The sequence below is a fragment of the Flavitalea sp. genome (assembly GCF_035489435.1).
Lineage (GTDB): Bacteria > Bacteroidota > Bacteroidia > Chitinophagales > Chitinophagaceae > DATHKG01.
The window spans coordinates 72165-93505 of record NZ_DATHKG010000064.1 but is presented as its reverse complement, the minus strand read 5'-3'; the positions used below and the strand labels follow the sequence as shown (position 1 = coordinate 93505).

At 40.5% G+C, this 21341-nt stretch carries 15 protein-coding genes; all 15 read left to right on the top strand.

Going from position 1 to position 21341, the window contains the following annotated elements:
- The first annotated feature begins 1 nt into the window (after position 1).
- The 15 genes from VK664_RS09935 to VK664_RS09865 all read left to right on the top strand — a co-directional run bounded on the left by VK664_RS09935 (position 2) and on the right by VK664_RS09865 (position 21315).
- Complete coding sequence (locus VK664_RS09935; RefSeq protein ID WP_461398496.1) at positions 2-1315, top strand: NAD(P)H-dependent oxidoreductase; 1314 nt, start codon at positions 2-4, stop codon at positions 1313-1315.
- A gap of 58 nt (positions 1316-1373) precedes the next feature.
- Entirely contained in the window at positions 1374-2159 is a 786-nt protein-coding gene (locus VK664_RS09930; RefSeq protein ID WP_461398495.1) for a methyltransferase domain-containing protein, read from the top strand.
- Between the two features lie 51 nt (positions 2160-2210).
- Entirely contained in the window at positions 2211-3323 is a 1113-nt protein-coding gene (locus VK664_RS09925) for an NAD-dependent epimerase/dehydratase family protein (RefSeq protein WP_461398494.1), read from the top strand.
- A complete protein-coding gene (locus tag VK664_RS09920; protein WP_461398493.1) occupies positions 3323-4615 on the top strand; it encodes a UDP-glucose dehydrogenase family protein in 1293 nt (430 codons plus the stop codon). Before VK664_RS09925 ends, VK664_RS09920 begins: the two co-directional genes overlap by 1 nt.
- Positions 4616-4705: 90 nt before the next feature.
- Positions 4706-6481, top strand: coding sequence for an HAD-IIIC family phosphatase (locus VK664_RS09915; protein ID WP_461398492.1), 1776 nt, complete (start codon positions 4706-4708; stop codon positions 6479-6481).
- Complete coding sequence (locus VK664_RS09910) at positions 6444-6692, top strand: acyl carrier protein (protein ID WP_461398491.1); 249 nt, start codon at positions 6444-6446, stop codon at positions 6690-6692. The genes VK664_RS09915 and VK664_RS09910 overlap by 38 nt, the downstream gene beginning before the upstream one ends.
- 392 nt (positions 6693-7084) lie before the next feature.
- Positions 7085-8506: an MBOAT family O-acyltransferase gene (locus tag VK664_RS09905; protein ID WP_461398490.1), complete on the top strand. Its 1422-nt coding sequence runs from the start codon at positions 7085-7087 to the stop codon at positions 8504-8506.
- Between the two features lie 3 nt (positions 8507-8509).
- On the top strand, positions 8510-9466 hold the full coding sequence (locus VK664_RS09900) for a hypothetical protein (protein ID WP_461398489.1): 957 nt from the start codon (positions 8510-8512) through the stop codon (positions 9464-9466).
- Positions 9467-9730: 264 nt separating this feature from the next.
- Positions 9731-10696, top strand: a complete 966-nt coding sequence (locus VK664_RS09895; RefSeq protein ID WP_461398488.1) for a glycosyltransferase family 2 protein — start codon at positions 9731-9733, stop codon at positions 10694-10696.
- A 5-nt stretch (positions 10697-10701) separates the two neighbouring features.
- On the top strand, positions 10702-11646 hold the full coding sequence (locus tag VK664_RS09890; RefSeq protein WP_461398487.1) for a glycosyltransferase family 2 protein: 945 nt from the start codon (positions 10702-10704) through the stop codon (positions 11644-11646).
- A gap of 95 nt (positions 11647-11741) precedes the next feature.
- Positions 11742-12614 carry a glycosyltransferase family 2 protein gene (locus VK664_RS09885; RefSeq protein ID WP_461398486.1) on the top strand — a complete coding sequence of 291 codons (873 nt, stop codon included), beginning with the start codon at positions 11742-11744 and terminating at the stop codon, positions 12612-12614.
- Between the two features lie 47 nt (positions 12615-12661).
- Entirely contained in the window at positions 12662-13624 is a 963-nt protein-coding gene (locus tag VK664_RS09880; RefSeq protein ID WP_461398485.1) for a glycosyltransferase family 2 protein, read from the top strand.
- Between the two features lie 16 nt (positions 13625-13640).
- Entirely contained in the window at positions 13641-14561 is a 921-nt protein-coding gene (locus VK664_RS09875) for a glycosyltransferase family 2 protein (protein ID WP_461398484.1), read from the top strand.
- 249 nt (positions 14562-14810) lie between these two features.
- Entirely contained in the window at positions 14811-15839 is a 1029-nt protein-coding gene (locus VK664_RS09870) for a polysaccharide deacetylase family protein (protein ID WP_461398483.1), read from the top strand.
- A 754-nt stretch (positions 15840-16593) separates the two neighbouring features.
- On the top strand, positions 16594-21315 hold the full coding sequence (locus tag VK664_RS09865) for a PKD domain-containing protein (protein WP_461398482.1): 4722 nt from the start codon (positions 16594-16596) through the stop codon (positions 21313-21315).
- The last annotated feature ends 26 nt before the right edge of the window (positions 21316-21341 follow it).

The following is a 21341-nucleotide window of genomic DNA, read 5'->3' as shown; positions in this document are numbered from 1 at the left end:
CATGATTATAGTTGACAAGTATCTCCAGCAAAGAGAAGATGAAAAAAGGCCGATAAGGGTTGGACTATGGGGCGCAGGGGAAATGGGCAAAGGACTGGTAAACCAGGTTATGAAATACACTCCGGGAATGGAGATCGCTGCAATTGCAAACAGAACAACAAGCAAAGCCCATGCGGCTTACGAATATGCTGGTTTCAAGGCAGTCGAATGTAATGACTTTAAGTCGCTCCAGGAAGTAGTATCCAATGGTGGCCTTGCAGTTACAAGCAACCATGAAGACTTATGCGACCTGGACGATATTGATCTGCTTGTTGAGTGTACCGGTACTATAGAAATGGCTGCAAGATTGATCATGCGGGCTATAAAAAACAAAAAACATGTACTGCTTTATAATGCTGAGATCGATGCAACCATCGGGCCCATATTAAAAGTATTTGCAGACAGGGCAGGGGTTATGCTCAGTGGATGTGATGGTGATCAGCCCGGTGTAATAATGAATCTTGTTCGCTTTGTAAAAAGCATAGGTCTTACTCCGCTGGTGTGCGGAAACATAAAAGGCCTGCAGGATTTTTACCGTAATCCCACAACTCAACAGAGCTTTGCTAAGCAATGGAACATGACACCAGAAATGGTAACTACTTTTGCAGATGGAACCAAAATTTCATTTGAACAAGCCTGTGTTGCCAATGCAACAGGAATGGGGGTTGCCAAAAGAGGAATGTATGGACACTATTCTGACAAACACGTTGATGAACTCGTTTCATTATTTGACGTTGAAGAATTAAAAAAATCCGGAGGTATTGTTGACTACGTGGTCGGACCCAAACCATCACCGGGTGTATTCGTCTATGCAACTACCGATGATCCGAAAACCATACAGTATATGGCTTACGGTAAATTAGGGCCAGGTCCTCTATACAGTTTCTATACACCGTATCACCTGATCTTTTTCGAAATCCCACATTCAATTGCCAGGATGGTTTTATTTAATGATATCATCATGGCTCCGATTAGTGGGCCGGTTGTAGAGGTGGCCACCTTCGCAAAAACGCCCCTGAAAGCTGGTAAGAAACTGGATGGACTGGGTTTTTATGACACTTATGGACAATGTGATAATTCTGCCGTTTTGAGAAAAGAAAACCTTTTACCAATCGCGCTTGCTGAAGGGTCAATAATGAAAAGGGATGTTCCGCGCGATCATCCAATCACTTTCGATGATGTTGAAGTAGATACATCGACATTGGTTTACCAGTTGTTTAAGGAACAGGTTGAAATGTTTTTCCCGGAGTATTCGGAAAAAACTGTTGCATCGTAAATAATTACCCGTGAGGTTTAAACCATCCAGATGAATTCAGATTAAAAAAAATATTGCCATGAGAGTTGTAGCTTACGCCAGGTATAAATTCAGACTCATACGGAGATTTTTTTTCCCGAAACGTATAGCAAATTACAAACTCGTTAAAAACTTTATTACTGATAAACATGGCATTGAGATTGGAGGGCCGAGCAAAATTTTTAATGACATCATAAAAATTTATCCAATAGCCCAACGGGTAGATGGAGTTAATTTCAGCACCGATACCATTTGGGAAGGAAGTATTAAAGCCGGTAATCCCTATACCTATGCGGGCCTGAATTTGGGATCGCAGTATATAAATGATGCAACCGATCTCAGTTCCGTAAATACCGGCCAATATGATTATTTAATCAGCAGTCATTGCTTAGAACATGTTGCCAATCCAATCAAAGCATTAAAAGAGTGGAACAGGGTGATTAAAGACGGTGGATTAATGGTCCTGGTGCTCCCGAACCCTGAGTTCACTTTTGATCATAAAAGGAAACGTACAACCTTTGAGCATATACTTGGCGACTATAATAATAACACTGCCGAAGAGGATGAAACTCATGTACAGGATGTCATAGACAACTGCGATCTGACCAGGGTTTATTTACTGGGCGGAAAAGGGGAAACAATTCCTTATGAGCAACATGTTGCATATTGCAAAGACAACGCCAGGCTAAGAACACTACATCATCATGTTTATACCGACAATGTGGTGCACCGGATGTTGGAAACCGCCGGGTTTAAACTGGTGGCGACAGAGCATTTTGTGCCCTTCCATTTGATCTATATTGCACATAAATATATTTCACCTTAATAAACATCGTTAACCTTATCACCATTTCAAAACTTTGTATTTATCTTATTTATGAACAAAGAGACCACGGTTGTAACAAACCAGATTTTATTGGAAGATATGGCGGCTATCTATGATAAACTGTCGCCGAAAGAGCTTGATAAACTAAGAGATTCAACCATCCTGCTTACAGGCTGTGGCGGTTTTCTTGGATATTATTTTATGCACTTTTTTTCCCATTATGCCGATGAACTGAAAATTAAGAGAATCATAGCGCTGGAGAACTTTTTGACTGGTACTAAAGACTGGCTTACAAAACTTGTTAACAGCAAACCGGAACTCATAAAACTTCATGAATTTAATGTTATCACAGATTCGGTTAGCGATGTAGATGGTGCAGACAAAGCTGATATCATCATCCATATGGCTTCCATTGCTTCACCGACTTTTTACCGGATCTATCCGATAGAAACTGTGGATGCAAATATTACAGGACTTAGAAGGCTCCTGGATTATTATTCTGCTAAAACCATCAGGGGATTTCTTTTTTTCTCAAGCAGCGAGATCTACGGCGATCCATTCGCGCAGTTTATTCCGACCAGCGAAGATTACAGGGGCAACGTGGCAACTATCGGACCCAGGGCATGTTATGATGAAGCAAAAAGATTTGGAGAAACACTTTGTTACCTGTTTGCAGAAAAATATAAGATGCCGATTACAATGGCCAGACCATTTAACAACTATGGTCCGGGCATGAACATCAATGATAAAAGATTGCCCGCGGACTTCGCAAAAGCGGTGATTGAAGGCCGGGATCTTGAAATTCTTTCTGACGGCAAGCCGACCCGCACATTCTGCTATATTTCTGATGCAATCAATGGTTACCTGAAAGTGTTATTGCACGATAAATTTGATGTGTTTAATATTGGGATGGATAAGCCGGAATTGTCTGTTAAAGAGTTCGCAGAAATCTTTAACAAGGAAGGCAAGGAAATCTTTGACTACAAAGGGAAGATTTCATTCAACAAATCTGATGACAAAGATTATATGACAGATAATCCAAACAGGAGATGTCCTAACCTGGCCAAGGCCAGAACTAACCTGAACTATGATCCTACTGTATTGGTAGCTGACGGTATCAGGAGGTATCTAAAATTTCTTCACATTAATAACGGTAATTTATAATGATAACAGTATTAGGTCTCGGATTTGTAGGATTAACTACAGCCCTGGGTTTCAGTAAAAAAGGTTTCCGGGTTTACGGAATAGATGTAAATAAGGAAAGAGTAAACAGCATCAAAAATTACGAAGTTCCTTTCTATGAACCATTCCTGGACGACGCATTGAAAGAAGAACTCGGTAAAAACTTTTTAATCGACACTCCGCTTGAAGAAGCAGTCAATGATAGTAAAGTTATAATCATCTGCGTGGGAACACCCGGCAATGCCGACGGAAGTGCCGATCTAACTTACCTGTTGGACGCGGTAAAGAATGTATTCGAATCCAGTAAGGGCGATTTCAAAGTGATTGTAACAAAATCGACTGTCCCGCCTTCAACGGTATCCAAAAAAGTGAAACCATATGTTGATGAACTTAACAAACAATACAACAAGGAAATAGGCCTCGCATCGAACCCCGAATTCCTGCGAGAAGGCTATGCATGGGACGATTTCATGAATCCTGACCGTGTTGTAATAGGAGTGGAAGATGAGCGTTCGAAGAAAATTCTGAACGAGATCTATTTGCCATTCAAAGCTCCTGTACATTATGTAAGTTATAACTCAGCTGAGTTCATTAAATATTTATCGAACACATTGTTGTCAACATTGATCAGTTATTCTAATGAAATGGCAATGATTGCAGAACATATTGGTGATATTGACGTTCCTTCGGCATTCAAGATACTCCACCAGGATAAGCGCTGGTTCGGTCAGCCTGCCTCAATGGCAAGTTATGTGTATCCGGGTTGTGGTTATGGAGGTTACTGTCTTCCAAAAGACACAGCGGCACTTGCAAGCATTGCACGTGAAAACGGATTTAGTCCAAAGATCCTGGAAGGTAATCTGGAAATCAATGAAGTAATAAAAGAACATGTTTCACAAAAAGTTGCCGCTGTAGTACCTAAAGAAAGCACCATTGGTATCCTTGGCTTGTCGTTCAAATCCGGATCTGACGATGTGCGTCTGAGTCCCAGCAAATTTATTATTGAGAACCTGCTTGCAAAGGGATACAAAAAGATAGTTGCATTTGATCCGATGGCGAATAAAATATTTGCAGAACAGTTTAAACTTCCGATAACATATGCTGATTCTTTGGAGTCACTCGTTAGCCAGGCAGATGAACTTGTTTTGCTCACAAGCTGGCCTGAATTTAAAAAGAATAAAGAACTGATCACATCAAAACGCCTGTTTGATTTCAGATATGCGTTTGCCGAACTCCCAAAAACAGCTGTTCCCGAAAAAGAACTGGCAGTTTAAGGGTTTATTAAGAGTGAATGAACAATTTTATTCATTCGCTCATTTTTTCCGTACCCTGCGATTATTATTAAGATCAAACTTATTAATAGTATGCAATCACCCTATTTAGCATATAGCTTACTTGTTAAGCAGTTGAAACAGGACAAAACCGGTTTCAAGAATATCAAATTAGCCATCCTGGCTGATTTCGCTTCACAGCATTATGTAAAGGCAATAAGGGCAGCATTGATAAGCAGCCGGATCGACGCAACCATTTGGGAAGCCGACTATAATTCAATCGACTCTTCGATAATCAGCGAACACTCAGAGCTGTACCAGGCAAGCTTCGATTATGTTGTATTGATTCCCTCTCCCCATAAGTTGATTAAAGAATTTAGCCATTCATCGTCTCCTGCAGGTTTTGCTGACCTCAGACTTCGACAAATACAACATCTTCTTGAAATCCTGGCCAGCCGGACCAGGTCAAGAATTATTTTTACAAATTACCAGGAACTGGATGACGGGGTATTTGGCAACTATGCTAATAAAACGGCTCAGTCATTTTTGTTCCAGATCCGGAAAATCAACTTCGGATTAATGCAATTGGCAATTGACTATTCCAACTTATATATTGCCGATGCAGAAAGTCTTTATAGCTCGCAGGGCAATGCTCTTGCCTTCGATCCCAAATTATATGTTCATGGCGATTTAATTTACACTCTTGACTTTATTGCAATACTTGCACAGTCTACTTCAAAAATAATTGCAGCCATACAGGGAAGTTTTAAAAAATGCGTAGTAGTGGATCTGGACAATACCATGTGGGGGGGAATTATCGGTGATGACGGTATCGAGAATATTCAGATCGGTGAACTCGGAATTGGTAAGGCCTTCACCGGCTTGCAAAACTGGCTGCTGAGTCTTAAGAACCGGGGCATCATACTGGCTGTATCCAGTAAAAACACAGACAGTGTTGCGCGGGAAGTTTTCGAGAAACATCCCGGGATGACGCTAAGGATGCGTGATATTTCTGTTTTTGCAGTTAATTGGGAAACCAAAGTTGACAACATCCGGTTTATACAATCAGTATTGAATATTGGTTTTGACTCAATGGTATTCCTCGATGATAATCCTTTTGAACGGGATATAGTGAGACAAAATATAGCGGATATTACCGTACCCGAACTACCCGAAGATCCGGCGGAATATCTATTCTATCTTCAATCACTCAACTTGTTCGAAACTGCTTCTGTTTCCACCGAAGATGCCGGCAGAACAAAACAATACCAGGAAGAAGCGGGACGAAGAGAACTGCAAAAATCTTTTGTAAACGAAGATGAATTTCTTGCTGGTCTTGATATGAAGGCCGTTATAAAACCGGTTGACAGCTTCACCTGTCCAAGAGTTGCCCAGCTCACTCAAAGGTCAAATCAATTTAATCTTAGAACTGTCAGGTATACAGATGACGATGTCAAAAAAATAATGGTGAACCCTGACTTCAAAACAATTACTGTTTCCCTCGCTGACAAATATGGAGACTATGGTCTGATAAGTGCAGTGTTCCTGGAGAAAAAATCTGCAGACACAATTTTTGTAGATACCTGGATCATGAGTTGCCGTGTATTAAAAAGGGGAGTAGAATGGATGGTGCTTGATGAAATTGTTCATGCAGCTTTAGAAAGTGGATTTAAATATATCGACAGCGAATACCTTGCAACTGCTAAGAATGGAATGGTCAGGGATCATTATAAATTGCTTGGTTTTGAAGAGCTTGATGCATCGGGAAAGTACCGGCTGTTGATCGAAAACTATTTGCCAGGAAATAATTATATTGAAAAAACAGGAGATTATGTTAACAATAAGCGAAGTATTAAAGGAAGCTACTGAAGTGTTTAAGGATATCCTGGACAATGATGATATCAAACTGTCACCTGAAACGACCGCAGACGATATTGAAGAGTGGGATTCATTATCACATATTCAACTTATAGTAGCACTTGAGAAAAGATTCAGAATAAAATTTACAACAGCAGAAATAACTTCTTATAAAAACGTGGGACAAATGGCCGAAAGTATTGTTAGAAAATCAGCAAAATAAACCCATTTTCATTTGGGGTATTCCTTTAGAGATGCTATTAAGTTTTTTTAATTTGCGAGAGCATATATATTTTATATTTTGCAAAACATAGAAGCAGAGTGAATAAAGAAAAATACTGAGGATAATATTACGCAGGTATATGCGCAATCCGTCCATGGTATAGGGGTACATTTTTTGAACCATGCTCAATTACACTCCCCAATCATTGGAGACTGGACAGCAAAACCAACCCTTACTCAATTTCATTACGGGTAAATTACATGCTCTTCCACTTATCATTTGTAATCCTATGGCTAATCGATGGACATGTTGACCAATTCCTGTATACCATTAGTTAACCAGTTAAAGGAGCTTAGCAAAATTGTTGATCACAAAACCAAACTGAGGAAAAGATGCTGTTCAATTCTTTTCAATTTCTGATTTTTTTTCCGGTAGTGACACTTGTCTATTTTCTATTGCCACATAAGTACAGGTGGTTTCATTTACTTGCAGCCAGTTGCGTTTTCTATATGGCTTTTGTGCCTGTCTACATTCTTATTCTCTTTACGACAATCATCATAGATTATTTTGCAGCAGTTATGATCGAACAGGCTGAGCCTGCCAGGAAAATATGGTTAGTGAGGTTGACGGTGATCCTCAACATATTGGTGTTGTGCATTTTCAAATATTATAATTTTTTACTTAATGAGGCGGCCATGGTTCTGTCCTTTATTGGAATCAGAACACAAAATTTACCTTATCTCGACATCCTTCTTCCGATTGGACTTTCATTTCATACTTTTCAGGCTTTAAGCTACATCTTTGAAGTAAGTCGGGGCAATGTTAAAGCGGAAAGACATTTTGGCATTTATTCGTTATACGTGATGTTCTTCCCCCAGCTGGTTGCCGGGCCAATTGAGCGGCCTCAGAATATGATGCACCAGTTTCATGAAGAAATTATATTCGATGGCAACCGTGTTATTATTGGACTTAAAATCATGCTCTGGGGCTTTGTAAAAAAACTGGTTATAGCAGACCGGTTAGGTATTTATGTAAACGAAGTTTATTCAAATCCAGGGCAAATGGGTAGCCTAAATGTATGGCTGGCTGTCTTGCTTTTTTTTCCGTTTCAAATTTATTGCGATTTTTCTGGTTACTCTTCAATAGCTGTAGGCTCAGCGAAAGTTTTGGGGTTTAAGTTGATGGAAAATTTTCGAACACCCTTTGAATCGCTCACTACATCAGAATTCTGGAACAGGTGGCATATTTCCCTATCCTCGTGGTTTCGGGATTATCTCTATCAACCAATTGTTATAGCTTTGCGAGACTATGGAAAACTTTCTGTGGTTGCAGGCCTTTTTATTACCTTTTTGGTGAGCGGAATCTGGCATGGTGCCGGGCTTGCTTTCCTGGTTTATGGATTGTTCCAGGGCACAATTATTGTTTGTGAGTTTTTGCTTGGAATCAAAAGCACTAAACTTGCCAAAAAGCGATTTGGCAAAATCCGGGGAGTTCTTGTAACATTTTTTTTGTACTCAATGACCCTGATTTTTTTCAGATCTGGTGGACTACATAAAGCAAGCCAGGTAATTCAGAAAATGTTTATAGACTTCAACCTCGAGTATTTGCATGTGAATAAAACTTCCGGATTTAGCTATATAATTTCTTTTACATCCATTGCTGCGGTAATTATATTTGAACGTGCAAGAGGAGATCGTCTTTTTTACAACAGCTATGTAATTTCAAAAGAGATCGTGATCAGTTTGACTTTGATAATACTATTGATGCTTTTTGGGATATTTTATAATGTATCATTTATATATTTTCAATTTTAAGTTATGAGATATGTAAAATATGCGGTCCTGGTTATATTGATAGGTGTCGGTCTTCTTGATCTGGTGTACGTGCTCTTCAGAAAAGGTTACAATAAGTACAACAGTTTTGAACAAACCCGTTTAACAGAAATTATAAATGGAAATACGGGCTATGATATATTGTTTATCGGATCATCCCGGACTTATTATCATGTTAACCCGAATGTTATTGACACCATCTTGAAATTGAATTCTTATAACGCAGGAATTGATGGCGCAAATGTCCTGGAAACAAACCTGATTTTAAAATGTTACCTGGCAAGTCATCCTGCACCTAAATATGTCATTGCTGATTTTTCAACTCCGGCATTTGAAATTAGCTCAAGACCTTTCTTTAATCCTAATATTTATTTTCCTTTTTTGAATAACAAAATCGTTTCCGATGCCCTTAAGCCTTATAAGCGAACTTCTCTTTTAAGATACCTTCCTTTCTTACAAATAACTGAATGTGATGATTTGTTAAGGGAAGGAGCAGTTTTGGGTCTCACCGGAAGAGAAAAGCCGCTCGATCCTAACTACAAGGGCTATTTGGAGAGCGGCAAAGACACCTTGCCGTTACCTTATAAAGCTACCTACCTAAGAACCGATTACACTGTTGAACAACACGGCAAGCTTTTACTACAGGAAATCATAGATATTTGTAAGGAAAAAGGGATTAGGCTGTTCATCACTTATTCACCTATTTATAAGCTGAAAGATGAAAAGTTGAATTCCGACTTTTTTCCAACACTCCATTCAATTTGCAACTCAAATAAAATACCTTTTCTTAACTACCGTACTATTTCTTTAACGAACAACAACCGAATGTTCCGTGACGAGATTCATCTGAACCATTTTGGAGCAGACATTTTTTCCAAAATACTTGCAGGAGATCTTAACCGACTGATTTCGAATGACCCCAACCGTCTCACGGGTGAGTAAAATCCCTTTGGTATGATAAAAAAACATATTCCTTAATATACAAATTAATTCAGATATTTACCGTTCTTCTCAGTGGGCTGAATCTTATAAATGGGCGGTAATTCAGTCCTGATTTCTTAAATTACAATATCTCTTGAAAGTCGGCTACCAGGTTCGCTAAAATTGTTGGTGAGGACCTGGGGACAAAAGAGACTTCTACGATTTGTCCAGGATCTTAAAAGTTGTTAGCGGTAAAATACTGATCACAAATAATGTATAATAATCATGTTTGACGACGGAGTGAAATCGACCCCAAAAGTTTCTATCGTAATTCCAACTTATAATTATGCGCATTTTCTGGATGAAACCATTCAAAGTGCACTCTCGCAGACTTTCACTGATTTTGATCTGACTATTGTAGATAATTGTTCAACTGATGCGACAGCGAAGGTTGTAGAAAAGTATCTGTCTGATCCACGGGTGAAATTTTATGTCAATGACAGGAATATAGGCGTAGTGGCCAATTTCAATCGTTGCCTGGAACTTGCCAATGGCGAATACATAAAGTTTTTATGCGCCGACGACCGATTTGCTCCGGATATCCTGGAAAAATATGTGCCGGTTATGGATGCGGACCCAGGTATTTCCCTCATTACCTGCGACAAGCAGGCTTTTGGATCCAAAACGCACGAAACAATTACTCCTGTTACTTATAAGCAACCTGGACACAAATGCGTTTTAGAGATGTTGAGAAATAACTACTGCTGGATTGGGGAGCCAACTTCAGTAATGTTCAGAAGAAAACATCTCAGCGTTGGAAAATTTTCAGACGAATTCAGCCAGTATGTGGATTGGGAATACTGGATACGATTATTAGCAATCGGGGATTGTTATATTGTGCCGGAAAAGCTCGCTTATGTCCGGTTTCATCCCGGCACTCAATCAAAAGAGCAAAAGAAGAAACGGTTTATTTTGTGTTTTGAAGAATATAAGCTTTGCAAAGACGTACAGCAGGGTAAATACGGAATTGACACCGCAGGATCAGATATTGATGAGGCAGTAAAGTTAACAGCATCAAACTGTATTCGCCGCGCAATGTTAAAAACGATACCTGAGTTGCACAAACGGGAATGCCGTGATGCCTTTCGTAAAGCATTCAGGATTGCAAAAAATGAAAACTTATTTTTTACGACGTTTGCAGAACTATTCAAGGGTTTAAAACGCAAAACAGCCAGGCAACTGGCCAACTAACATCAATGACCCCCCTCCCAAAAATATCGGTGTTGATACCGACATATAACTATGCTCATTTTCTTGATGAGACAATACAGAGCGTACTTAACCAAAGCTTCCGGGATTTTGAGTTGATTATTGTAGACAACAACTCCACTGATAATACAGGAGAAGTGGTGAGTAAATATTTGTCGGATCCAAGAATTTCTTATCGCAAAAACGAAAAAAATCTCGGCCTGGTAGGAAACTGGAACATGTGTTTAAGTTATCCTAAAGCAGAATATATAAAGTTCATTTGTGCAGATGATAAAATTCATCCGGAAATGCTTGATAAGTTTTACGCGGTGATGGAACTTTATCCGAATGTTTCCCTGATTACCTGCGACAAACAGTTATTTGACGGGCAGCCCTGGTTAGTGGAATTACCACTCAGGCATTTGCAAAATGGCAAAAAGGTAATTTTTGATACCATGAACAGCAAAAGCTGGATTGGTGAACCTACCTCGGTGATGTTCCGCAAATCAAATCTCAATCTGGGCACATTCCGGAACGATTATACCTTGCATGTAGATTGGGAAATGTGGAACCGGCAACTAACAGTTGGTGATTGCTACATCATACCAGAAGCACTTGCGTATATACGTGCACATGCCTCACAGCATACCAGGGAAGTAATCAATAAGGCCTCCTTTGAGGAATACTACATGGCTAAACTGCTGTATGACTATAAAGGCTTTGATAACCCTGCCGACAAAGAGGAGATCAATAAGATCGTTAAAGATAAAGCGGCACTTTGCGCGAAAAAAGCAATGTACAAGGAACTCACAAATATTTTTAACAAAGAACATCGTGAAGTTTTTATGAAAGCCCTCAGTATTACAGCCAGGGAAGGAGTGTTTTTGCGCGGATTCTCTCTATTGTGGAAGGGTTTCAAAACAAAGGCCAAAAAAAACATGGTCAAAAACTAATCTTTTTTATTGTGTTCCCTGGTCGTCTGGTTAATTCCCCTTGAAGGCTTGATTCAACATGAAGTTTACAAATTTGTTTAGATGTTTCGAAAGCTATGCCAAAAGTATCCGTACTAATTCCTACTTATAACTATGCCCGCTATCTTGATGAAGCCATTGAGTCTGTTCTTAACCAGACTTTCAATGACTTTGAACTGATCATTATTGACGATCAGTCAAAAGACAATACAGATGAAGTTGTTGGAAAATATCTGAAAGATCCAAGAGTGAGCTATCAGAAAAATCCCGTTAATCTTGGACTGGTTGGCAACTTTAACCGGGCGCTTGAACTGGCAAATGGCGAGTATATAAAATTCCTGCTCGCAGATGACAAACTGGATAAAACGATACTTTCGAAATTTGCAGCCGTCCTTGACTCATATCCCAATGTTTCACTGGTTACTTGTGTTAGTGGTACCTTTGGTGATGTTGTTCAAACCAGGGAATTGCCCCTGACCGGACTGCAAAGCGGCACGAACGTAATCATGGAATCGCTTAATCATGGCAAAGGAAACTGGCTTGGGGAGCCCTCGGTTGTAATGTTCAGAAAAAACAGCCTTGCGCTCGGTAAATTCAACCCAAACTATATTTGCCTGGTTGACCTTGATATGTGGCTCCGATTATTAACAACCGGTGATTGTTATATTGTTCCCGAAACACTTGCTTTTTTCAGGAAACATGGGAGGCAGGCTTCTGATAAAAGTGAGATCAGAAACTGGTTCGATGAATACTATTTTTACCGCGATGTAAAAAGGAACAATACTTACAATATAGACCTGGCGAAACTCGATATCGATGCAGTCATTAAGCGCAAAGCAAAAAAATGCGTAAAACGAGTGTCAAACCTCATTCCACGCTTTTATCAGAAAGGAAATTTGTCGCTTATTATTGAAGGGCTGAAGATAGGAAGGGCAGAAAAAATTATCTAAGATTACCGTTTCCTGCTTTGAAAAAAGCAACGCTAAAAACACAAAAAATGTCAATGGAACATCGTCCGAAAGTATCTGTGCTGATACCAACTTATAACTATGCATATTGCCTTGATGAGGCTGTGCAAAGCGTACTTGATCAAACCTTATCAGACTTCGAATTGATTATTATCGATGATTGTTCCAAAGACAACACTGATGAAGTTATGCAGAAATATCTTTCTGATCCACGTGTAACATACATGAGGAATGAAAAAAACCTTGGCCTTGTTGGTAACTGGAACAAATGCCTCACATTTGCGAAAGGGGATAATATAAAAATTCTGTGTGCAGATGACAAATTCAGAAATGATCTGCTTGAAAAGATGGTTGAAGTGATGGAAAAATACCCAAATGTATCCCTGGTTGTCTGCAACAAAGAAATGTTTGGAAAATCTTCTGCCCGGGTAAAACTACCACTTCAACATCTTCACAGCGGCCGCGAAATAATCTATAATACATTGTCTACTTATGGATGGCTGGGTGAACCAACCTGTATCATGTTCAGGCGCGCAAACCTCAGTGTAGGTGTATTCCGCAGTGATGTTACCTGGTTACCAGACTGGGAAATGTGGTTACGCCAGCTTAATGTAGGTGATGCTTATTTCATTCCGGAACCGCTTGCTTACGTAAGAAATCATGCTCAGCAGGTAACCAAGACCGTTATGAAGAAATTCATTAACTATTTTGAAGAATATAACATGTGCCGTGACATCCGGGATAAAAAAGGATACAATATTGATACCAGCGGTATCGACATGAACAAGATCGTTAAAGCCCGTGCAGAAAACGTGGCAAAGGCAATGTATAAGTTGATCCCAAAAGTTTATAAACCTGAAGAACGGGAGATATTTAAAAGAGCTTTTAAGATTGCCTGGAATGAAAATGTGATATTTTCTTCACTCGGGCAGTTGTTCAAAAAAGCACCTAAGAAAAAAATACTAACGATCGAAGAGATCAGTCCTGCCTAGTTTAATACAATAAACAATGTCTCCGAAAGTCTCCATACTCATTCCGACATACAACTACGCTCATTATATCGGTGAGGCCATAGAAAGCGCGCTGAATCAGACATACACTGATTTTGAGCTTATCATCATCGATGATCAGTCAAAAGATAATACTGACGAAGTAGTCGCAGGCTATCTTACAGATCCCCGTATTAAGTATTACAAGAACAAGATAAATCTTGGCCTTGCTGCCAACTTCAATGAAGCGTTGAAATACGCATCCGGGGAATACATAAAGTATCTGCTCGCAGATGATCTTTTTCATCCAACACTGCTGGAAAAAATGGTCCCTGTAATGGATCAGTATCCGAATGTTTCACTGGTTACTTCCAAACGTGACATGTTTGGATCTAAAAATAAAAGCAGCGAATTGCCTTTATTACATCTCCAGGAAGGGAAGACGGTGATTTATTCCTCGATCAGGGAGAAAGCCGGAAACTGGATTGGCGAGCCGACAACAGTCATGTTCAGAAAATCGGTCTTAAAAATTGGTGAGTTCAACACATCATATACATGCCTCGTGGACTGGGAAATGTGGCTTCGCATACTCACTGTTGGTGATTGCTATATCATACCCGACACCCTTTCATATTTCCGGGTACATGATAAACAGGCATCGAAGCTCATCATGAATGATTATAAATATACTTTCGAAGACTACGCATTTTATAAATCGATAAAAATCGAAAACCCCCTCCGGCTCGACTTATCAAAACTGGATATTGATATAATGATAAAGAAAAGGGCAACTTTTTGTTCTAAGGCAATGTATAAGTTGTTTCCACATATTGCGGGAAGAAAAGCCCGGAAAAACTTTGTCAGGGCCTTCAAAATCGCCTGGAATGAAAAAGTTATGCTGGCACCACTTAAGCAATATTTCAGCGCTAAAAAAAATTAGTAAATTTCTCACTTTCAAACGTATATTTACTAAATTAGATGCTTCATTTAAGTGGTTACACTTGTATGAATGGCACAATATCCTTTAGACAAGTCCACCATCTCCTTGTCAACCATTTCCAGGTAACATCACAGTACTAATAAGTTTCGCGACAGGATGGTCAAAAAATTGGCTTATCCTACCCAGATTATATCAAATTACTTGTTCTCACGTTTTAAGAAGGCAATTAACCCTTGCTAAACCCTTTACATGAAAAAATTTCTCACGATCAGTATCGATGTTGAACCGGATTGCTCACCAGATTGGTCTTATAGCAACCCACTTAGTTTCAGGGGAATGCATGAAGGTATTGCCAAAATTCTTCACCCACTTTTCGGGAGGTACGACATTAAGCCGACCTACCTGATGAACAACGTAGTAATGGATGATCCGGGTTCTGTAGAACTAATGAATAATCTTCCAGGGAAGTTTGAACTGGGTACACATCTCCATCCGGAATTTATCGAACCTGAAAAGGAATTTTTTGATTATGCAGGCAAATCAGCCCGACGCAACTGCTGCTTTTATCCACCAGAAATTGAACGCGAAAAGTTAGTTAGTATTACCAGGTTATTTGAAAGGAGCTTTGGACATAAGCCGACTTCATTCCGGGCAGGACGATTTTCTGCCGGACCGAACACCATCAAGTCTTTATGGGAGTTGGGTTACAAGGTAGATACGAGCGTTACACCGCATATAAAATGGAATGATGCAACAAGGGAACACCCTGTCAATTTTTTAAATGCACCTGAACAGCCATATTTTATAAAGGAAGGTACCATTACGGGGCCGTCTACTATAAAAGCGGGCTTGTTGCAGATACCTGTCACTATCGGGCTTTTGAAAAGAAACCCGTTCCAGGAGCTGGCAGCTTCCGGGCTGGGCTTCCGTCGCAAAATCAACTGGAACAGGCGGATTTGGCTGCGCCCGGCCTTTTCCCGGTTTGAAGACATGAAGACGCTTATTAACCAATACAGCCGCCGCTACCACGACCGCGAGGCCATTGTGTTCAACATGATGTTTCACAATGTGGAAGTATTGCCAGGGCTGAGTCCTTATACATTATCCCAGGAGGCATGCGATAATTATTTGCATGAACTTGAGAGTTTCTTTGAATACTGTAACATGCACGATATCGAGAGCATCGGGCTGAGTGATACTTATCCGATGTTTATCGAAAAACCGGTTATCCAGATGGCTAACGCCCTCAGAAGCAATGTGATTAATATGATCAGCTGATTCAGGTGATTAAGCGCGGGCTCTGATTGTGGCCAATTCTTAAGGCCCGATCCTGACATAGCTATATGCATATCAGAATTCAGCATAGCAGGAGAACTTTTACAAATGCTATCTATTATAACTCCCTTTCTCAAATATTATTGTCTGGTTTCCGGCAAAAGTAATCTCTTAAGCCAGGTTTTGATTATTGAAATCGCATAATCACGATGATTCAATATGCTCTCTTATTATATTGATAATAACATAACATTCTTTCTGTTGAATTTTTAAGTGAGTATTCGAAAATCGCGAATTGATCCTGGTCAACTATCTCCGGAATTTTCATTACTAACACTCATTAGCGCTAAATAATCTTGTCGGTTTTTCTAAGGGTTTCTCCTGAAATGCAGAACAGATCAGCATTTCAGATACTATCTCATATTGAAAATCGTTAAAGTATAAATCCCGGAATCGGACCTGAGATGAAATGGTATGTATCCGGTCCGTCAAAATATAACGATGATGTATATGCGATTTTTTAAGAGTTTGACTTGTGAGTTTCCTGCGTTTAATATAACGGACAAGTATATATACCAAGCACAAATACCAAATCTTTACAGAATATATGATCGAGATCAATTAAAACATAAAAATGTTCGTTAAAGATTATTTGGGCATCAAAATTGTTTCACTATCACAAAATTTAAAACCAAAATTTCAAACCATATCTAACTAACTTAATATTCATCCAGTACACTAGAAAATTCCAATAACTATGAACAATTCTACTCGGAGAAAATTTCTCCGCAATTCCTCAATTGCGGCGACAGGGCTGGTTCTTGCCACACCATCAGGAGCAAAAATCGCAACAAACAGAAGAAAAGCAATTGCATGTGCACCAGGAAGTGTTACTCAGCTTTTTGGTACTATCGCCAGTGTAAAGTCAGGTAACTGGTCCGATCCCTCGACGTGGGGTGGTAGAACACCCGGAGAAGGTGATACACCAGTGATCTCAGCAGGACATTCAGTGACCCATGACCAGGAAAGATCAATCGTAAGCGGCGTAAATGTCAACAGCGGCGGAACACTCCAGTTCGATCCCAACAAGTCTACATCTTTACTTTCATCAAGAAACATCGTTGTTTACGGAAGGCTGGTTATGAAACCTTCATCTGCATCGAATACTCAATTCATTCAGTTTATTAATATTAATGAAAACAACTTCATTGGTAGTGGTCATGATATTATTGAAGGCGATATCGGTTTGTGGGTAATGGGTGCAGGTCAGCTTGATATTTCCGGCGCAAGAAAAAAATGCTGGACAAGAGCTACCGGTTCAGTTAACAGAGGTGCAACAAGTTTTTCAGTTCAGGATGCTTCATCATGGAACGTAGGTGATACTATCTTTATCGTTCCAACTGATATGCCTGGACCAAATACATATGATTGGGATGACAATCTCAGAGCTTCGACTGATTCTTTTGCTGTTAAATTCGAAAGAAGAATCATCAGTGGTGTTAGCGGTAACACGGTTCAACTGGATAAAGCCCTCAACTACGATCACATTGCAGTGAGTACTGACACAGGCAAAACCTGGACAGCAGAAGTTGGAAACATTACAAGAAACGTTCGTATTGAAGGTACCGAAAAGGGAAGAGCGCATATATTTATTCGTTCAAGCATGCCACAAAGTATTTACTATATGGCAGGCCGTTTTCTTGGTCCAAGAAAAGGTGGTGGTAGAACATCACTTGTTTCAGGCAGATACGGACTTCACTTCCACCACTGTGTTGAGGGTTCACGTGGTTCAATGGTTGAAGGTTGTGCAATATCTGATACCGGTAACCGCGCCTATGTGCCACATATGTCTCATGGTGTAACCATGAACAACAACATTGCATTCTCTGTAATGGAAGCATCTTTCTGGTGGGATTTCCAGGAATTGAGCCATGACACCAGCTGGGACGGTAATCTTACCGCTTATGTTAAGTGGAACGGAATGGAAAATGGTACACGCGGGATGGAAATGAATATGGGCGATGGCAACTCAGCTAAAAATAATGTGGTTGTATACGCACATTGCGGCGACGAACATCAACAGGGTGGATATGTGTGGAATGCAGACAGTGAAGGCGTTTGGATCTTCGAAAATAATCTTTCTCACAGCAACCGTAGCGGTTTGTTTGTTTGGCAGAATACAGGTAACAATCATACCATTGTGAATCATGAGAGTTATAATGATAACCTTGGTATTTTCCATGGTGCCTATATCAACTCTTATACTTACACAGGTGGATATTTCCATAACTCTTTGGTCCGCGTAAAAGCAACATCAGGTAACGCAAGTGGTGTCCGTTTTGAGAAGGTAACTTTTGATGGTGCTGGTAAACTACCATATGTTGTGGAGGTTTATCCTTCACCGGTTACTTCAGGTGGTGATTACAATGCATTCAGAGAATGTAATTTCAAAGGCTACTCTGATGTAGGTCTTATGATGAATACATTTTCTCTTCCGGGTGAAAATGGAAAAAAACACGCTTCACTGATCAAGTGTAATTTTAGCGGAAGACAGGTTGGGTTCCTGAGCAGTTCTATTTATGGCTCACAGGTATTTGTTCAGCCAGCGGCAGGTGATCCTTCTGTGGTAAACCAATCCGGCATCAGCAGGGTTGCACGCTTTGCGCCGACAGTGTATGGTACCGGTCGTGGACTTAAAGGAGAATATTTCAATGGTTCAAATCATGAAAAGCTTGCTTTCACGCGGATAGACAGCATGATCATGTTCGGTCAGTGGACATATGATAAAGGCGCCTCTCCAACCCAGGTACATTATAAGATTACCAGCGCTAACTACTCAATGCGCTGGACAGGCCAGATAGAAGCGCAATTCTCGGAAACGCATACATTTAAAGTGAGTGGAAGCGGTGGTTTCAGGATGTGGCTGAATGATGAGCAGATCATTGACAGCTGGGTTGACCGTGCCGACAATGAAGATATCGTAACGAGCAAACCGGTTGCCCTGCAATTAGGACAGAGATACAACGTGAAGCTCGAGCACATGAACCTTGGTGGAGCAAGATCATGCCATTTCTTTTGGGAGTGCCCAAGCTTCGGTAGAAAAGTACACGTTTCACAAAGCCAGATGTATACTGATGCAACCGTTGTACCAAGACCTCCGGTTCAAAACCAGGTGCCTGTTGCAAATGCAGGCGAAGACATCATTCTTACTTTACCGGTAAACAGCACAATACTTAACGGTACAAAATCAAGCGACTCAGATGGTCAGATCAATTCTTACAACTGGTCAAAAGTAAACGGACCTGCAAAAGCTACTATATTAAATTCAAACCAGGCACAAACTGAACTTAAGGAACTTGAAGAAGGGGTTTATGTTTTCAGATTACGTGTTACTGATGATAAAGGTGGTGTTCATGAAGATGACGTACAGGTTACCGTTAAAGCCGGCAATCAGTCTCCTGTTGCTAGTGCAGGACCAGACATCAATATAATTTTACCGGTTAGCAGTACAAAACTTGACGGCAGCCAGTCAAAGGATCCTGAAGGAAAAATCACAAAATACAGCTGGACAAAAACCAGCGGGCCCGCAAGCTGCACGTTAGCAAAACCAGCAGAAGCAGCAAGTGATGTCACAAATCTTGTAGCCGGGATTTATACATTCAAATTAACAGTCACCGACGAAAAAGGATCAGAGCACACAGATGATGTGATCGTTAATGTAAAATCGGCAGGTAATCAATCACCGGTAGCCAGTGCTGGACCGGATATCACGCTCACACTCCCGGTAAATAAAACAACCCTTAGTGGTACAGCTTCAAAAGATGCGGATGGTACCATAGCTTCATACAAATGGAGCAAAGTAAGCGGACCAGCAACAGCAACAATAGTAAGCAGCACTGAGTCAACTACTGAACTTAAGGATCTTACCCAGGGCGTTTATGTGTTCCGTTTACAGGTAATTGATAATGTAGGTGCTGCTCATGAAGATGAAGTGGTAGTAAACGTAAACGCAGCGACTCCGGGAAACCAATCACCTGTTGCGAATGCCGGGGAAGATTTAACTGTCACCCTTCCTGTTAACACCGCAACACTTGACGGACGTGCATCAAGGGATCCGGATGGCACTATCACATCATACAAATGGTTGATGGTAAACGGACCTGCTGAATTCAGCTTCTCAAACCAAAACAATTCGTTCACTACTGTGAACAATCTGGTAGCTGGTGTTTATACTTTCAGACTGATGGTGACCGACGATAAAGGTGCTATTCATAACGATGATGTACAGGTTACTGTCAACCCTGCAAAAACTGCAGGAAACCAGGCTCCAATCGCCAATGCAGGACCGGATATCTACATAACATTACCGACAAACAGAACAGTACTGGATGGCAGTGCATCAAAAGACAGCGATGGAAGTATCACTTCATATCGTTGGAGTAAAGTAAGTGGACCAGCTACCTATAATATCAGCAAGAACAATGTGGTCACTACGAAGCTGGAAGATCTCCGCGAAGGTGTTTATGTTTTCAGACTTGCAGTTACTGATGAAAAAGGTGCTATTCACACAGACGATATCACAGTTACTGTTAGCAGGCAAGGTGCACCTGAACCAACAAACCAGGCACCGGTAGCAAGAGCAGGCCAGGATGTTGTGATAAATCTGCCTGTCAATAAAGTGGTGGTAGACGGTGGCGGATCAAGCGATACAGATGGTTTCATCGCAAACTATAAATGGAGCAGGGTTTCAGGACCTTCTCAATACACAATTGTACGTTCAGACAATGCGGTAACGGAAATCAACGGACTTGTTCAGGGGGTATATGTTTTCAGATTAACTGTAACTGATGACAAGGGACTTACAAATACAGATGACATCTCAGTAACTGTTCTGCCGGCTACACAGCAGCCACAACAACCTGAACAACCACAACAACCGGTAACAGGCTTAACTGTCAATGCAGGAACCGACATCGTGGTAACTTTACCTAAAAATGACACCATACTGCTGGGTACTGCAACAGGCGGGGTGATTGTTTCTTACAAATGGACGAAAGTATCCGGCCCGGCCACGTATAACATCTACTCTAATTCTGCTCCTTCTACCATGTTGCAGGATCTGAGAGCAGGAACATATGTCTTCAGGCTGACCGTCACAGATAACAAGGGTAAGACAGCCTACGATGATGTTACAGTTACTGTTGGATATTCACTTGCAAGAATTGAACAGCCAACTACACTGAATGCAGCGGTATGGCCAAATCCTTCGAGCAGTATGTTTAATCTAAACCTGCTAAGCGGTTCAGAGGATCCAATCACACTGAAAATTCACAACCAATGGGGACAGGTAGTAAAACTCATCAATGGAGCAAAGAACAATTCAACCATGCTCATAGGTGAAGGTCTTAGCAAAGGCCAGTACTTCCTGATCGTTGAACAAGGCACGCAGAAAAAAATTATCAAAATCATTAAACTATAACATTCATTATTTGCAAATCAACCCCG

Bases quoted from the DNA above. Each gene is read 5' to 3' on its own strand.
- VK664_RS09890 (WP_461398487.1), top strand. From the start codon at position 10,702: ATGACCCCCCTCCCAAAAATATCGGTGTTGATACCGACATATAACTAT.
- VK664_RS09885 (WP_461398486.1), top strand. From the start codon at position 11,742: ATGCCAAAAGTATCCGTACTAATTCCTACTTATAACTATGCCCGCTAT.
- VK664_RS09870 (WP_461398483.1), top strand. From the start codon at position 14,811: ATGAAAAAATTTCTCACGATCAGTATCGATGTTGAACCGGATTGCTCA.
- VK664_RS09895 (WP_461398488.1), top strand. From the start codon at position 9,731: ATGTTTGACGACGGAGTGAAATCGACCCCAAAAGTTTCTATCGTAATT.
- VK664_RS09880 (WP_461398485.1), top strand. From the start codon at position 12,662: ATGTCAATGGAACATCGTCCGAAAGTATCTGTGCTGATACCAACTTAT.
- VK664_RS09935 (WP_461398496.1), top strand. From the start codon at position 2: ATGATTATAGTTGACAAGTATCTCCAGCAAAGAGAAGATGAAAAAAGG.
- VK664_RS09915 (WP_461398492.1), top strand. From the start codon at position 4,706: ATGCAATCACCCTATTTAGCATATAGCTTACTTGTTAAGCAGTTGAAA.
- VK664_RS09865 (WP_461398482.1), top strand. From the start codon at position 16,594: ATGAACAATTCTACTCGGAGAAAATTTCTCCGCAATTCCTCAATTGCG.
- VK664_RS09900 (WP_461398489.1), top strand. From the start codon at position 8,510: ATGAGATATGTAAAATATGCGGTCCTGGTTATATTGATAGGTGTCGGT.
- VK664_RS09925 (WP_461398494.1), top strand. From the start codon at position 2,211: ATGAACAAAGAGACCACGGTTGTAACAAACCAGATTTTATTGGAAGAT.
- VK664_RS09910 (WP_461398491.1), top strand. From the start codon at position 6,444: ATGTTAACAATAAGCGAAGTATTAAAGGAAGCTACTGAAGTGTTTAAG.
- VK664_RS09920 (WP_461398493.1), top strand. From the start codon at position 3,323: ATGATAACAGTATTAGGTCTCGGATTTGTAGGATTAACTACAGCCCTG.
- VK664_RS09930 (WP_461398495.1), top strand. From the start codon at position 1,374: ATGAGAGTTGTAGCTTACGCCAGGTATAAATTCAGACTCATACGGAGA.
- VK664_RS09875 (WP_461398484.1), top strand. From the start codon at position 13,641: ATGTCTCCGAAAGTCTCCATACTCATTCCGACATACAACTACGCTCAT.
- VK664_RS09905 (WP_461398490.1), top strand. From the start codon at position 7,085: ATGCTGTTCAATTCTTTTCAATTTCTGATTTTTTTTCCGGTAGTGACA.